The following is a 15,232-nucleotide window of genomic DNA, read 5'->3' as shown; positions in this document are numbered from 1 at the left end:
CTCATCTCCTTAAAACCATTTATGAAAAACAGCCTTTGATGCACGAGTCGATTCAATTGTCCGTCCGCATACACCAAAGGCTTAAAGGGGGCTTAAGCTACGTTATGGCTTCCAATGGAAGTCCCTATATTACATGTAGATTCCGCCGTTAATATTTAGCTCTTGGCCTGTAATATAAGCGCCATCTTTACATAAGAAAACAACGCCTTTTGCAATTTCTTCAGGTGTACCTAAACGTCTTTGCGGAACTTTCGCAACGATTTTTTCTAAAACATTTTCAGGAATCGCTTGTACCATTTCTGTTCCGATATATCCCGGGCAAATAGCATTAACTGTTACGTTTGTTTTAGCTGCTAATTCAAGAGCAAGTGATTTTGTGAAACCAAGTAATCCAGCTTTAGCTGCAGAATAGTTTGTTTGTCCAAAACCGCCGAATTGTCCGATGATTGAAGAGATATTGATCACGCGGCCAGCTTCAGATGCAATTAGATGATCAAGAGCAGGAGATGTAGTGTTGTACACACTGTTTAAGTTAACATCGATAACTTTTCTCCAATCTTCTTCAGTCATTTTCTTGAATGTTGTATCACGAGTGATACCAGCATTGTTTACAAGGATATCCAATTGACCGAACTTTTCAACAGCTGCTTGTACTAATTTAGCTGCATCTTCGCTTTTTGATACATCGGCTTGTACTGCATATGCTTCTCCGCCGATTTCTTCGATTTCAGCGACCATTTTATCTGCTGCTGAGCTGTTGCTGTTATAGTTGATAACAACCTTTACGCCTTCTTTTGCTAATTCTAATGCGATTGATGATCCAATTCCTCTGCTTCCGCCTGTTACGATTGCTACTTTATTTTTCAATTCTGCCATGTCATGTCCTCTCCATTCTTTATCATTTATCTATTTTTATAAGTATTAAAATCTAAATCTAGTAAAAATCACTTAGATTGTGAAACCTTTTCAGACTTTTGATTCGTAGTTGGTGCCTTTTGCGTGTTATTTTGCGCCTTTTCGGTAACTTGCTTTGCGCTTTGTTCAGCTTGTGCCGTTAAAAGAGCAATGACTTGATCTAACTTGTGATCAAGACCTTTAATGTCCTTCTTCACATCGCTTAGTTCACGCTGGAACTCATCCTGTGAAACGCGGCTTCCTTTTTGTTCCTCAAATAATGCTTCAAGATCATCTACTTTTGCGTCGACATTGACGATTAAAGATGAGATGCTAGCCAAATCACCGCGAGTCGGCATATTGACCTGCTCTAAATAACGTTCAGTCACTTCATTCAGCATCTTCTTAAATAGAAGATTCATCTCCAGGACTTGTCCTACTCCTTGAGCCGGGAACTCCTCTTTAACCTTTTCGTCAAATAGGTTACTTGACTGATTATAGAAATCTTTCCACATGTCATACAAATTATTGTTAGCAGCCATTATTTCTCCTCCATGATCTTTTTAGCAGTCTCTATCATACTAGTTTTCTGATAAAATTAATAGGTTAATAATTTAAAATTTTCGTAAAACTTTTCTTCATTTTTTGACAAATTTTTTGATAAATGTCACATGCAAACGGGCTTCTTAATTCCAGAAGCCCCATTTGTTAGGTTCAATAATGACTATTCACAAATCAAATGCGCTTTGGCCTATTTGTGCCTTATATCCGAGCGCTTGCTCGAAAAATTCCCATTGAAAATGCAAGGCCCGCCGGAGGCTAGCTTTATTCAGCCGAATAAAATTAAGCTTTTTCGACGATTGTTGCTACACCCATACCGCCGCCAACGCAAAGAGTTGCAAGACCGTACTTCGCATCCTCACGTTTTTGCATTTCGTGAATTAATGAAACTAGGATTCTAGTACCGCTCATTCCGATAGGGTGACCTAGTGCGATTGCGCCGCCGTTAACGTTTAAGATATCTTTATTGAAGTGTAATTCACGATCAACTGCGATTGATTGAGCAGCAAATGCTTCGTTTGCTTCAATTAAGTTGATATCTTCTAAAGATAAAGAAGCTTTTTCTAATGCCTTTTTAACAGCAGGGACTGGTCCGATACCCATGATGCTTGGATCAACACCCGCAGTTGCGTTTGCTTTGATTACTGCTAATGGTTTAATGCCAAGTTCTTCTGCCTTTTTCGCGCTCATTACAACAACTGCAGCAGCACCGTCATTTACGCCAGATGCGTTACCAGCAGTTACAGTTCCGTCCTTTTTGAATGCAGGACGTAATTTAGCTAAATCAGCAGCAACTGTATTGAAACGTGGGAATTCGTCTTGGCTGAATACTGTTACTTGTCCTTTTCTTCCTGGAATTTCAACAGGAACGATTTCATCGGCAAAGCGGTTAGCTTCGATTGCCGCTTGAGCCTTTTGTTGGCTCCATGCTGAGAATTCGTCTTGCTCTTCGCGTGAAATTTCATATTTTTCTGCCAAATTTTCCGCTGTGATACCCATGTGGTAATCATTTGTCGCACAAGTTAAACCATCTTGAATTAATGTATCTTCAATCTTTTGATTACCCATTTTAAATCCGTCACGTGCATTTTTTAATACATATGGAGCACCGCTCATGCTTTCCATACCGCCGGCAACAACGATTTCAGATTCACCAGCCAGAATAGACTGAGCTGCTAAATGTACTGCTCTTAAACCTGATCCGCATAGGATATTAATTGATGTAGCAGTAACTTCTTGTGGAAGTCCTGCAGCTAAAGCCGCTTGTCTTGCAGGGTTTTGTCCAAGACCTGCTTGTAATACATTACCCATTACTACTTGATCAACTTGGTCCGCTTGAACGCCGGCTCTATTTAACGCTTCTTTAATAACAAGCGCTCCTAAATCTGTTGCTTTAACTTTTTTCAGACTTCCTAAGAATGCTCCTAGTGGTGTTCTTACTGCACTTGCGATTACGATTTGATTTTGTGTCACTGTCCCTACCTCCGAATGTCGTTTTTTTCTAAATTTTCTCTCAACATTCACATCATACAACAAAAAGGTTCAGAAAACTTCAAAAACTTATCGACAAAACCCGACTGATTTAGGTGTACTTTTTATTTTTTGTTGAAAATTGAGGGTGCATAACCAAGGGGCGGTTTCAAGAAGAAATTTACCTCAAAATGAAGTTGATTTGGACTTTTAGATTCATATTGCATAAGGTTATATGACATGTGTGTTAAATACACCACATTTTGTAATAATTTTGTTAATATTATAAAAATACCATTAAGTGCAGATAATGGAGAAAACCCTTACATTTCGTCCATTCCAAACTTCAGTCTACAAAATAATCTGTCATTCCCCGTCGCAAGATGCGCCATTTGTCGAATTTTTTTCGAATCAGCGGCATTTTTCGACAACATTAACTAAAAAAAATCAAACATTCTAAGTAAAATGTTTGATTTTCATTTGCTCCGGTCAATGATAGGGATAATAAAAGGCGATCGTATCCCCGCTAAGCTTAGCAGGGATACAATCGCCTGAATTGAAAATAAAATGATTAGATTACGCGGACACTCACGACGCCTTCAATTTTATTAATATTTTCCTCTAAAGAAGGAGTGATGTCGCCGTTAATTTTGTTATCGATATCGATCATCGTATAAGCATAATCCCCGCGGCTTCTGTTTACCATGTCAGCAATGTTCAGATCATAGTTAGATAACGCTTGAGTGATTTGTCCAACCATGTTTGGCACATTTTTGTGGAAAACTGTTACCCGGCGTCTTCCTGTAAATGGAAGGTACGTAGCAGGGAAGTTCACTGAGTTTTTGATATTACCTGTTTCAAGATATGTTTTCACTTGACGGCATGCCATGATCGCACAGTTTTCTTCAGATTCAGTTGTGCTGGCACCAAGGTGTGGAATGGCGATGCAGTTTTCCATTTTCAACACGTTTTCGTTCGGGAAGTCTGTTATATATTTGCCTACCTTACCGCTTTCAAGTGCTGCACCCATATCATCTTCGTTCACTAATTCACCGCGGGAGAAGTTCAAGATGTGGACTCCATCCTTCATAATGGCAAATGTTTCTGTATTGAACATACCTTTTGTATCATTTGTTAAAGGAACGTGTACGGTAATGTAGTCTGCTTTAGCGAATAATTGTTCAATCGTCATCGCACGTTGTACATTGCGCGATAAATTCCATGCTGTATCAATAGAAATGAATGGGTCAAATCCGATAACATCCATTTCAAGATCAAGTGCATCGTTTGCTACAAGGGCACCGATTGCCCCTAACCCGATAACGCCTAAAGTTTTTCCTTTAATTTCTTTACCAACAAATTGTTTTTTACCTGCTTCAACAAGCTTCGGAACTTCTTCGCCTTTGCCTTCCAGACCTTTAGTCCATGAAATGCCGGCAAATAAATTACGGGAAGAAGCCATTAAAGTAGTTAAAACTAATTCTTTTACAGCATTCGCATTTGCACCAGGAGTATTGAATACAACCACTCCTTGTTCTGTAAATTTGCTTACAGGGATATTATTAACACCTGCTCCAGCGCGGGCAATCGCCTTCACGTTTTTATCAAGTTCCATATCGTGCATGTTAAAGCTGCGCAGAATGTATCCATCGGGTTTCTGTGTATCATTATCAATTGTGTAGTCTTCATTATTGAATACTTCTAATCCGCATTGAGCAATATTGTTTAGTGTTTTAATAGTAAACATTTGATTCATCTCTCCTTTGTTATCTTACAAATGTATTTAGTAGAATTAATAAATGGTTTGCAATCTATCATTTTAAGCTATGTGCAATGAAAAAGAGATTGGCATGCCCAATCTCTAAACATTAGAATAACAAATTAACATTCGTTACTCTTCTGTCCTTGTGCCTGAGATTGTGAACCCTTCGGCGATGCTTTATTCTGCATTCTCTCCAGAAGCCGCTCCTGTTATAGTGAATCCATAACATTCAAAGCTTTGCTCTTCATACTTATTTAACTAATATAAAAATCGAAACATTGTATCTTCTTGGATTATTAAAAATTTACTACTATAATATTTTGAATTATATAGCAAAACAAAATACATATCAAGAGGAACATGTATTACTTTAACGCGTCGAAGAATGTTTGGAATCGCTTACAACACGATTATATCAAGCTTTTGAAATCACGAATATTTTTTTATTTTTTTAGTTTTTCATTCGGATCAGACAAAAATAGACTTTTTTCTGGTGAGATCCCACACAAGAAACTTCCTGTCCTTTATTAAAAAGAGGAATTTCAGTAATTGTTAGGTTAATACAATCTCCCTTCCAACATATAGTAGAACATCAGCGGCAAAGCCGGAGGTGAAAGAGATGGTTATCCATGTCGTACAAAAAGGCGAAACACTATGGCAGATTGCCAATCAATATCATGTGAACATAAATGAAATTGTCCAGTTAAATGGGCTGGTCAATCCAAACCAGCTGCCCGTTGGTCTTGCGCTGGTTATTCCCGTTTCTGGTCAGTCCCATATTGTAAGAACCGGTGAAACACTATGGTCCATCTCCCGGAGATACGGCGTTTCGATTCAAGCCATGATTCAGGCGAATCAAATTTCCAACCCAAATCAGCTCTATCCAGGTCTTAAGCTTGCCATTCCCCCTGTTATCCATGAAGTCCAACAGGGCGAATCATTATGGCAAATCGCCAGCCGATATGGCACAACTGTTCAAGCGGTTCTTGATGAAAACGGCATTCAAAACCCAAATTTGATTCATCCCGGGACACGAATCATCATTCCACGGTTAAAACCCACGATTGAAGTTAATGCTTATACGTACCAATCGGAGGCAGCGGGTGCAAAATCCATTCGTGAAGTGGGGGATTTACTGACTTATGCGAGCCCATTTGCCTATTTAATCAGGGAGAACGGATCGCTCGCTCCCTTTGCGGATACAGCCATGATCCAGGCGGCTGTTTCTAAAAAGGTGACTCCGATGATGTCTATTACCAATTTTACATCCACAGCAGCGGGCTCCAATTTAGCCCATGTGATCCTGTCAAACGAAGAAACACGGCGCCGGGTTCTGAACAATACCCTGCAAATAATGGAGCAAAAAGGCTACCGCGGCCTAAATATTGACTTTGAGAATGTGCTGCCTGCCGACCGGGAAAATTATAATCAGTTTCTGCAGCTTGCTGTAAACACCCTGCATCCAAGAGGCCGCTTTGTATCAACTGCTGTTGCCCCCAAGACAAGTGCCGCACATTCGGGGCTTCTCTATACAGCGCATGATTATGAAGCACACGGTCGAATTGCCGATTTTGTTGTTCTCATGACCTATGAATGGGGATATCGCCTTGGTCCTCCTCAAGCCATTTCACCAATTAATCAAATGCGGCGTGTTGTAGAATATGCCCTTTCAGTAATGCCACCGAAAAAAGTCTTTCTTGGCTTTCAAATTTATGCACGGGATTGGCGCCTGCCGCATGTACAAGGGCAGGAGGCTGAAACCTTCAGTCCGCAGGAGGCCGTCCGCCGTGCAACCAGATATGGGGCTGTGATTCAATATGATACAACAGCACAATCGCCTTTCTTCCGCTACACTGATGAACAAGGGCGCGGCCATGAAGTATGGTTTGAGGATGCAAGAAGTGCCCAGGCGAAGTTTGACATGGTGAAGCAGTACAATCTTCGTGGTGTCAGCTATTGGGCCCTTGGTTATCCTTACCCGCAAAACTGGGCTCTGCTGCGGGATAACTTCACTATTAAAAAGTTGACTTTATAGATTTTTATTTTAATCGAGCATTTAAATATTGATAGATAAAAACAGGGCTGGATGATCGGGGATGTCCCTTATCATTCAGCCCTGCATTTTTCCCCTTTACCACTAACCAAGTCTTTGAATAAAGACTACTTTTAAATAGTTCCCCTCTTTAAACGTTTTGCTTGTCCTGAAATCGGAGGGAAGAGAGAATTCCTCCTTCAGACTGTATTTTACGCCCGATTCTTTAAAGGCCTGATCAATAAAACCTTTAAATTTTTTCATATCAAAGGAGGCGCAATTGGTTGAGGCCAAAATCACACCATGATCCTCCGTGATATCGATTGCCTCTTTCAGCAGGTTTTTATAGTCCTTCGCAGCACTGAAGGTGTATTTCTTTGACCTGGCAAAGCTAGGTGGATCTAAAATGACGATATCAAATTTTTTCTTTTTCTTCGCCGCATATTTAAAATAATGAAAGACATCCTCAACAATGATTTCATGGGCTTCATAATCGATGCCATTGACACTAAACTGCTCTATAGTTTTAGCTAAACTGCGGTTAGCCAAATCGACGCTGGTTGTCTTTGCCGCCCCTCCTAGTGCAGCAAAAACAGAAAAGACGCCCGTATAGGAAAAGGTATTTAACACCGTTTTATCCTTTGCATACTTATCACGAAGGGTTATTCTTACATTCCGCTGATCGAGGAACACGCCCGTCATCGCGCCTTCATTTAAATAAACGGCCAGATTAACGCCATTTTCTTTGACCATGATCGGGAACTGAGCTCTTTTCCCCTCAATAAATCCATCCTCTTCGATATAATGCCCGCCTGTATCAAAACGTTTTTTCTGATAAATCCCTTCGTAATTAACCAATTTTTTAAGTGCAGCAATGATACGGGGATAAAAGGAATAGATCCCTTCACTATACCAATTAATTAAATAATATCCATTGAAGTAATCAATGGTTAAACCGCCAACTCCATCGCCTTCTGCATTGAAAATACGAAAGGCATTCGTATCCTTACTGCGGAACAATTGCTTCCGCTTCGAAAAGGCTGCCCCTAATTTTCTCTCAAAAAACTCTTCGTTAATCTCTTCATCCTCGTTATTGGAAAGGATCCAGCCAATGCCTTTATTCTGCTTTCCATAGTAGCCCCTGCCGATAAATTGCTGATGCTCATCTACCAACTTAATAAGGGTGCCTTCCTCTACTAAAGCATCTATCTTTCGAACAGCTTCTTTTACAATAAGCGGATATCCCGATTTGTATTTTGCCGTATCCCTTCGTTCCACCTCTAATATCACTTCTGTTTCCATCTTAACCTTCCTCCGCTGAATCCTGTCACTTTTAGTATCAGTATATCCAAGCTTTATAAATTTCAATGTGGCGCAAGAAACCTTTATGCTGCCTTTCTTATTGTAAAGTGAAAAACAAAAAAACAACAGGAATATATTGATTCTTTGTCAGCGGATCAAATTCTTTTCAATGAACCTTTTCAAGGCTATTTAGTACAATAATTAAAGGAATAACTTCCTTTAAGAAAGGACTTTATAGCTGCTTTGAAATGAGGAAGGATATTATGAAAGAAACAAATGATCAGCATTGTATAAAGGCTCTACAAATACATGACTGGGTAACCCGCCCCATTAAGATAAAGCGAAGAACAGGCATTTTTGCCACTAATAAAACAGCTGCAGATTCTATTTGCGGTAAATTTAGAATTGCCTATCACCCCTTTTCTTCACAGATTATCTGGATTGGCAAAGGAGTAGCAGCCATAACTGGATCTTTCACAATTAAGTTTAACAAAGGCTCTGCCCTTTTATTAGATATTATGGTCAACCATCAAAAGGCAGCTACTCTAAGATCCGGTCAATCATTTAGTGCAACAGTTTCTGGTATGCAAGTTGTAGAACTTGCGTGCCGAGGAGTCGAGGATACTCCAGGCTTTTGCGAAGGAGATTTCCACTTCCATTTGCACTACCGTGTTAGCGATCCTGAAGGTGAAATTGATCATGACAGAACCGAAATCTTTTATTCTGATTCCTCCGGGAATAGGCTTAATCCTGCGCACGGGATTGAATGTATCGTTCTTTTCGAAAAACACCAAGAGAGGAACGACCAACTCTATCAGGAAATACCTATCTTACTGCACGGATATATCACGATTCGACTCTATAATAAAAAGGGAGATTTTCTCTGCAGCTTTATTGAACCTTTCTCTGAAATAGAGACTTTCTGCCTTTGTTATCCCCCAGGTTCATTTGCAGCCTGTGAAATTATAAACACCTCACTGAAGTCGTTGCCCATTCCGAAAGCAAAGGATTCTTCCGCTAAAAGGGATGAAATCCTTCTCCACATAATATTGCACCTTAATGTAGAGGTACTCTGTGAGGTGATCATCAGTCTGAAGGGAAATCAAGATATAATAGAACAAAAAAATAGGCCTTCTTGCTAATAAGAAGGTCCACTTTCATTGTCTAGATAAGATAACGAGGTGTAATGCAGAACTCTCCAATAAAAGTCCCCGCTCCTGATGGTACAATTTGAATTTCATCGAATTTGCCTACTGTAAAGGCTGCAGCACTACTCACACCGATAGCAGGCAGTGTGGCAACGGTTGCTGCACCTAAAAGAAAGTTAACCGCAATCGTATCGGCAGCGGCTGGTGCGCTATTTAGCTTTACATAGCCTGATGATACAAGCGCACTGACATTATCAATATAAATGATTTCCGTTCCAGCTATCGTCCAGTCACTGCATATTTTATCCTGCACTAATTCTTTTTCATCACAGCAAGATATGTTATTACCCATTTTAAAGCCCCCCTTTTAAAGCTTAAATTTTATACCTTGGTGTTAAACAAAATTCTCCTATATAAACACCAGTACTGGAAGCAAGCGGAACCGTGATTTGAACACTATCAAAATTTTGCACAGTAAAACTTTTCACTTCCCCGGCGGTTATAGCTGTTATTTCCTCCACCGTTGCAGCACCGTTTAAAAAAGTCAATGTAACCGTATCAGCTGCAAGCGGTGCCGAAATAAATTTAAAATAGCCTGAAGCGATTATGTTCCCCACATTTGTATCGTAAATTACCCGAATTGTATCAGTCCCTGTTGTATGACTAATAGTCCAATCAATACAGACCTTGTCCTGTACTGCCTTTTTTGGGGAGCAACAGGCCAATGAAGTTGAGCAGCCGCAATATCCCATATTCCTTCCTCCAATCATCATAGGGATGACCTTCCCTGTACTTATATACATATGCCTGAACAGGCTAACTGTTATAGGCAATCATGGATTTATCCCTTTATCTCGCATTATAGAAGGAGATTTTCCTCTTAAATCGTTAAAGCATTTATCGCCCTTGATTGTGCTGTAATCGTTACTCCGGCACCTGAGCGGGCGAAGAACTCCACTGTAACGGTATACGTATTGGTCCCCAAAAGTGAATTATTGTCAACCAATGAAATGGGAATACTTGAAACCTGTGTAAAAGATAATGTGAGTGTAATCGAGTTCCCTTGGCGCAGTGTCTCGGTCAGCAGCAGATTTCCATTGCGCCTAATTCTTAAATTAACTCCATATTCATAGGAAAGCAGCCCAAGAGGGATCACAGCCTGGATCTGGACAAAGCCATCCAGCTTGACTGGCTGAAGATTCTGCGTTGTTACAACAGGAAGAGTCAAAACCGTCGTTTCTGTTCCGACCCCAAAAGGAATAGCCAAGCTGCTCTCCGTTTGGGTAAAAAAGAGATTTGCATTCGCTGAACATTGATTACTATTAAAACTGCAGCAGCTAAAATCCCCGCAATGTCCCAATCATACCACCCTGCTTTCAAGGTTCACTTTCTATATTCATATGATGTTCCAAAACATTTGTATGGACAATCATCATATTAGTCTAAATTTTGTGGATACATGAAACTGCAAACCTTTATTAAAAGTTACTTATTCAAGAGACAATCTGCATTGTTTCATGTGGAACATTTCTTTAAAAGAAATGTTCTCAAATTGGATGGGATCAATAAAATAGGCCATAGCACTAATCCTGCTATGACCCATCTTTTGATTCTTCTTATTATGATTTAAAGCAGAGCCTGTCCTGTATCTGCTTAACTTTCAACAGGCACTTGCTCAAGCATCGTACCGTTTTGGGCAAAGTTAGTGTGCCAAGAGAAAGCTTTTTCTAATACATGCGGGGTTTGTCCGCCGCGTGTTTTTGCTTCCTCGTAATAGGCACGAAGCTGCGGACGATACATTGGATGAACACAGTTTTCAATAATTAATTCTACTCTTTCTCTTGGAGCAAGTCCTCGTAAATCAGCATAGCCCTGCTCTGTAACGATAACATCTACATCATGTTCCGTATGATCTACGTGAGAGACGAAAGGAACGACGCTGGAAATTTTTCCGCCTTTAGCAACGGATTTTGTCACAAAGATGGCAAGACGTGCATTTCTGGCAAAGTCCCCGGAACCACCGATACCGTTCATCATTTTGGTTCCTAAAACATGAGTAGAATTCACATTACCATAAATGTCCAATTCTAACGCTGTATTAATGGAAATCAAACCGAGTCGGCGGATAACCTCCGGATGATTGGATATCTCCTGTGGACGCATAATGATTTTATCCCGATATTTTCCAAAGTTTGAAAATACTTGTTTCATTTTTTCTTCAGAAAGTGTAAGCGAGCAGCAAGATGCAAAATCTACTTTGCCAGCATCGATTAAATCAAATACGGCATCCTGAAGCACTTCAGAGTATACTTCAAGATTTTTAAACTCAGAATCAATCATTCCATGCAATACAGCATTTGCTACTGAGCCAACTCCTGATTGTAACGGTGCAAGTTTTTCCGTTAAACGGCCGGACTCAATTTCCTTGCTCAGGAAAGTCAATAAATGCTGTGCCATGATCTCCGTTTCTTCATCAGGAGGTACAATCGTTGATGGTGAATCCAGCTGATTCGTGAATACTATTCCCTTTACCTTTTCCACATCAAGCGGAATTCCGGCAGTTCCAATTCTATCAGCACATTTCACCAGTGGAATTGGATCCCGTTCCCCTTGTTTTCCAGGATCGTATAGATCGTGCATTCCTTCCAATTGCGGTGATTGAGCCAAATTCAATTCAATGATGATCGACTTGGCATTTAGAGCAAATGTTAAAGAGTTTCCAACTGAAGTAGTCGGTATCAGCATTCCGTCTTCTGTAATCGCAATCGCTTCCAAAATAGCCACATCAACATCCATTACGTTAGCGCGGATCAGCTCGGCAGTATGTGATAAATGCTGGTCAACAAATAGAAATTCCCCATTGTTAATTCCTTTACGCATTGCTGCATCCGCTTGGAAAGGCAGTCTCTTTCCAATGATTCCTGCTTCGGCAAACAATTTATCTACATCGGAACCTAAAGAAGCTCCTGTATATACATCAACTTTAAAGTTTTCTTCATCTTTAACGCGGTTGATAAGTGCAATTGGCACCGCTTTCACATCACCTGAACGAGTAAAACCGCTTAAACCTAACGACATTCCGTTTTCAATCCATGAAGCCGCTTCTTCTGCTGTGACGACCCGATCCTTTAGACGGCTATCCCTGATTCGATCCAAATTATTCCCCATAAAGTCATCCCTCTCTTAAAATTAGTCTTATATATTATTTTACTGATTTATATAATGAAGATTAGGATTTTGGCGTGTAATGCGGAATATTCGGAATAGGACAGCAAATCCAAGAACTAAAACAGAAAATTCTAAAATCCCAGAAGCTTCCTAAAATAGCTGGAGTAGGATTGACTAACCGGCACTTTCTCATCATTATCCATACAAAGGACAAATGTCGAGTGGGTATCGGGATATATGGCTTTAATATGATTTACATTGACAACAAACGAGCGGTGGCATCTAATAAATGAATCCTTGGGAAGGAAGTACTCAAATTCATGCAGGCAGTTTTTATGAATTCCTGATAATTCCCCTGAATAAACCTTTGTTTTCTTATCCTTCGCCTCTAAATAAACAACTTGCGAAAATGGAACTGGAATCCAGCCATCAGCTGTTTTCACCGTTACAACCGATTTGGCATCTGTTAAGGCAGGGTAAATTGCTGTTACGACACCTTCAATCTCCTTATCATGGGAAAATGGTACGGCCATACCATGATAAGGTACTCCGTAAATGTCCCGATTAATAAATTCAGAGACCTTTTGTTTCGATGTTAAAGCTTTATGAGCGATCGTACCTTCCTTTATCAAATCACCGGTACGGATTTTTAAATCAATTCGTTTACTTGGCCGGTAATAGACATACTCTTTTGTATTCGTTATACCAATTGATACTTCATCGGAAAACAATTCCCCTATTGTCTCAAGCAATGAACTTAATGTTATTTCCTCCATGAAAATGAACACCCCGTGTACTATTATACTATGATTTTGAATAATAGGCTGTATTAGTTGATGGCAGGGATATAAAAATCTTAATATTTAATTTACATTTTTTAAACTTGCCATCTTTCCTCATTTGGTATAGTTTCATTAACCTTATTCAGCCCTTTGAATAATTGTTTGATAAATATCTTCGAGCTGTGAGACAATTCCCTTTTCATCCTTATAAACGATATGTCCTCTGTGAAAATGCACCGGTGAATCAAGACCTGCAGCAGCGGCTAAACGGAACAAGCCTTTCCGCATCGAAATCAAATAATTGGCGGTGCGGTATTTTTTCTCTTCGATCACCAATGCCTTCTGCAAATCCGGATCGGTTGTCGCCACCCCGACCGGGCAAGCGTTGGAATGGCATTTTAATGCTTGGATACAGCCAACCGTGATCATAAAGCCGCGGGCGATATTGACTAAATCCGCGCCCATGGCCAGGGCCACCGCTACCCTATCGGGTGAAAACAGTTTGCCTGAAGCAATGATTTTTAGCTGATCCCGTACACCGTATTTCCTTAAAGCATGATCAAGAAGCGGCAAAGCAGACTTAATTGGCAGTCCGACACTGTCTGCCAATTCCTGATAAGTGGCGCCAGTACCGCCCTCACCGCCGTCTACCGTAATGAAATCGGGGCCTTTTCCAGTATCCCGAATGGCTTTCGCTAATTCATCCGCCTCCTGGATACTGCCAATGACAACTTTCATTCCCACCGGCTTACCCGTCTGCTCGCGAATCTGCTCAATAAAGTCAAATAAAGAAGGAAGGTCCTGAAACTCGCGAAAGCGGTTTGGGCTGTCAATTGACTTAAATGGCTCAACCATCCGTATCCGGGCGATTTCCTCTGTCACCTTTTCCCCATCAATATGCCCGCCGCGTGTTTTGGCCCCCTGTGCCAGCTTCAGTTCAAAAGCCTTTATCTGAGGAATTGCGCTTTTTTTCTTCAAGGCATCCCAGCTGAAATCCCCAGCCCTATCTCTGACACCAAAATAACCCGGACCAATTTGCATGATAATATCAACTCCGCCCCGCAGATGGTAATCAGAAAGACCGCCTTCTCCGGTATTCATCCAAGTCCCTCCGGCAATTCCCAATCCCTCCGAGAGTGCCGTAATAGCCCGGTTTCCAAGGGAACCATAGCTCATCGCCGACATGCCAATCTGTCCTTTGACAATAAAGGGATTTCTCGCCTTCTCCCCAATCACAATTGCATCGCTGTCATCAAGCAAATAGGCCAATGATGTATCGGGCTCTAAATGTTCCTTTTTTTGCGTGAATAAAGGCTCTTTCACCAATAAATAACGCTGTGTCGTTACCTTTGTCTCCTGGTCCATCTTCAGTTCTTCTGTCAGCCTCGGAAACATAGAATTGCGAATATAATAGCCCGCTTCTTCAAAATTCCTCTTCGAGCCAAAACCAATAACATCCCGTTTATATTTCGCCTTTTTGACAATATGCTGATATTCAACTCTGGAAAAAGGTTTCCCTTCGAGGTCATTGTCAAATAAATACTGGCGCAGCTCCGGACCAATTGTTTCTAAAAAGTACCGTGCCCTTCCAATCAGCGGATAATTCCGCAGTACCGGGTGCTGCCTCTGTGTCCGATCAATGTAAAATAAATAGAAACCAATAACAATTAAAAGCAACAGAACTAAAGCACAAAAAATGAAGGCAATAATCGTTAAAATATCTGCTAAATTCAACATAAAATCCCCCCGCGGCAATGAATCATCGTACCTTCCTATAGCATTTCCAAATATATGGCTAGTATCCATTTCTATAAGCCCTCCTTTCCTGAATCCAATGACATGAGTCCCAGGATGAGCTGTATGCAAATGGTGAAAAAGCAGAAGAAAATAGGAAGCTCAACAGTTGAAACATTAATGACCAGCAGTTCGCGTTCATCAATCTATACTACGCAAATTAAATACCCGCGGCTGTGAAGGGGATAGCCTGCTAAATAACTGAAGGATACCTCGGTGTTCGCAGGAATCTCCATCTTCAAATTTCGGCAGAAATTAAGGTGGAGTAGTTCAAGAAATTACAATATGTTTCAAAAAACAGATTGCATGGATAGTTGTC

The 15,232-nt window shown here is 40.6% G+C and carries 13 protein-coding genes and 1 riboswitch; of the genes, 2 read left to right on the top strand and 11 right to left on the bottom strand.

Annotated features, from left to right (window positions below):
• Window positions 1-129: 129 nt before the first annotated feature.
• The 4 genes from phbB to HNR53_RS10215 all read right to left on the bottom strand — a co-directional run bounded on the left by phbB (window position 130) and on the right by HNR53_RS10215 (window position 4,672).
• On the bottom strand, window positions 130-876 hold the full coding sequence (gene phbB, locus HNR53_RS10230) for an acetoacetyl-CoA reductase (RefSeq protein ID WP_184525555.1): 747 nt from the start codon (window positions 874-876) through the stop codon (window positions 130-132).
• Window positions 877-944: 68 nt separating this feature from the next.
• Entirely contained in the window at window positions 945-1,436 is a 492-nt protein-coding gene (locus HNR53_RS10225) for a hypothetical protein (RefSeq protein ID WP_184525554.1), read from the bottom strand.
• A gap of 301 nt (window positions 1,437-1,737) precedes the next feature.
• Window positions 1,738-2,928, bottom strand: coding sequence for an acetyl-CoA C-acyltransferase (locus tag HNR53_RS10220; protein WP_184525552.1), 1,191 nt, complete (start codon window positions 2,926-2,928; stop codon window positions 1,738-1,740).
• A 568-nt stretch (window positions 2,929-3,496) separates the two neighbouring features.
• Window positions 3,497-4,672 carry a phosphoglycerate dehydrogenase gene (locus HNR53_RS10215; protein WP_377802190.1) on the bottom strand — a complete coding sequence of 392 codons (1,176 nt, stop codon included), beginning with the start codon at window positions 4,670-4,672 and terminating at the stop codon, window positions 3,497-3,499.
• A gap of 142 nt (window positions 4,673-4,814) precedes the next feature.
• A riboswitch (glycine riboswitch) is annotated at window positions 4,815-4,894 on the bottom strand.
• A gap of 412 nt (window positions 4,895-5,306) precedes the next feature.
• On the opposite strand from HNR53_RS10215, the gene HNR53_RS10210 reads away from it, so the two are divergent.
• Window positions 5,307-6,722, top strand: a complete 1,416-nt coding sequence (locus tag HNR53_RS10210) for a glycoside hydrolase family 18 protein (RefSeq protein ID WP_184525548.1) — start codon at window positions 5,307-5,309, stop codon at window positions 6,720-6,722.
• A gap of 102 nt (window positions 6,723-6,824) precedes the next feature.
• Here the strand turns inward: HNR53_RS10210 and HNR53_RS10205 are convergent, their stop codons facing one another.
• Window positions 6,825-8,021 (bottom strand): class I SAM-dependent rRNA methyltransferase, encoded by a 1,197-nt coding sequence (locus HNR53_RS10205; protein WP_184525546.1) that lies wholly within the window; start codon window positions 8,019-8,021, stop codon window positions 6,825-6,827.
• 263 nt (window positions 8,022-8,284) lie between these two features.
• Here HNR53_RS10205 and HNR53_RS10200 point away from each other — a divergent pair, with 263 nt between their 5' ends.
• The gene (locus tag HNR53_RS10200; RefSeq protein ID WP_184525544.1) at window positions 8,285-9,163 is read left to right on the top strand and encodes an S-Ena type endospore appendage; all 879 of its coding nucleotides are present in this window, start codon (window positions 8,285-8,287) and stop codon (window positions 9,161-9,163) included.
• A gap of 22 nt (window positions 9,164-9,185) precedes the next feature.
• Here HNR53_RS10200 and HNR53_RS10195 read toward each other — a convergent pair whose 3' ends face one another.
• From HNR53_RS10195 to HNR53_RS10170, 6 genes are all read right to left on the bottom strand, one after another.
• A complete protein-coding gene (locus HNR53_RS10195) occupies window positions 9,186-9,521 on the bottom strand; it encodes a DUF3992 domain-containing protein (RefSeq protein ID WP_184525542.1) in 336 nt (111 codons plus the stop codon).
• A 22-nt stretch (window positions 9,522-9,543) separates the two neighbouring features.
• A complete protein-coding gene (locus HNR53_RS10190; protein ID WP_246439499.1) occupies window positions 9,544-9,942 on the bottom strand; it encodes a DUF3992 domain-containing protein in 399 nt (132 codons plus the stop codon).
• Between the two features lie 107 nt (window positions 9,943-10,049).
• Window positions 10,050-10,436 (bottom strand): hypothetical protein, encoded by a 387-nt coding sequence (locus tag HNR53_RS10185; protein ID WP_184525540.1) that lies wholly within the window; start codon window positions 10,434-10,436, stop codon window positions 10,050-10,052.
• Window positions 10,437-10,822: 386 nt separating this feature from the next.
• On the bottom strand, window positions 10,823-12,337 hold the full coding sequence (scpC, locus tag HNR53_RS10180) for a succinyl-CoA:acetate CoA-transferase ScpC (protein ID WP_184525538.1): 1,515 nt from the start codon (window positions 12,335-12,337) through the stop codon (window positions 10,823-10,825).
• 131 nt (window positions 12,338-12,468) lie between these two features.
• The gene (locus HNR53_RS10175; RefSeq protein ID WP_184525536.1) at window positions 12,469-13,113 is read right to left on the bottom strand and encodes a LytTR family DNA-binding domain-containing protein; all 645 of its coding nucleotides are present in this window, start codon (window positions 13,111-13,113) and stop codon (window positions 12,469-12,471) included.
• Window positions 13,114-13,257: 144 nt separating this feature from the next.
• The gene (locus HNR53_RS10170) at window positions 13,258-14,853 is read right to left on the bottom strand and encodes an FMN-binding glutamate synthase family protein (RefSeq protein ID WP_184525814.1); all 1,596 of its coding nucleotides are present in this window, start codon (window positions 14,851-14,853) and stop codon (window positions 13,258-13,260) included.
• Window positions 14,854-15,232 lie beyond the last annotated feature (379 nt).

The organism is Bacillus benzoevorans (assembly GCF_014207535.1).
GTDB classification, from domain to species: domain Bacteria; phylum Bacillota; class Bacilli; order Bacillales; family Cytobacillaceae; genus Bacillus_BD; species Bacillus_BD benzoevorans.
This window is presented reverse-complemented; position numbering and strand designations above follow the sequence as displayed.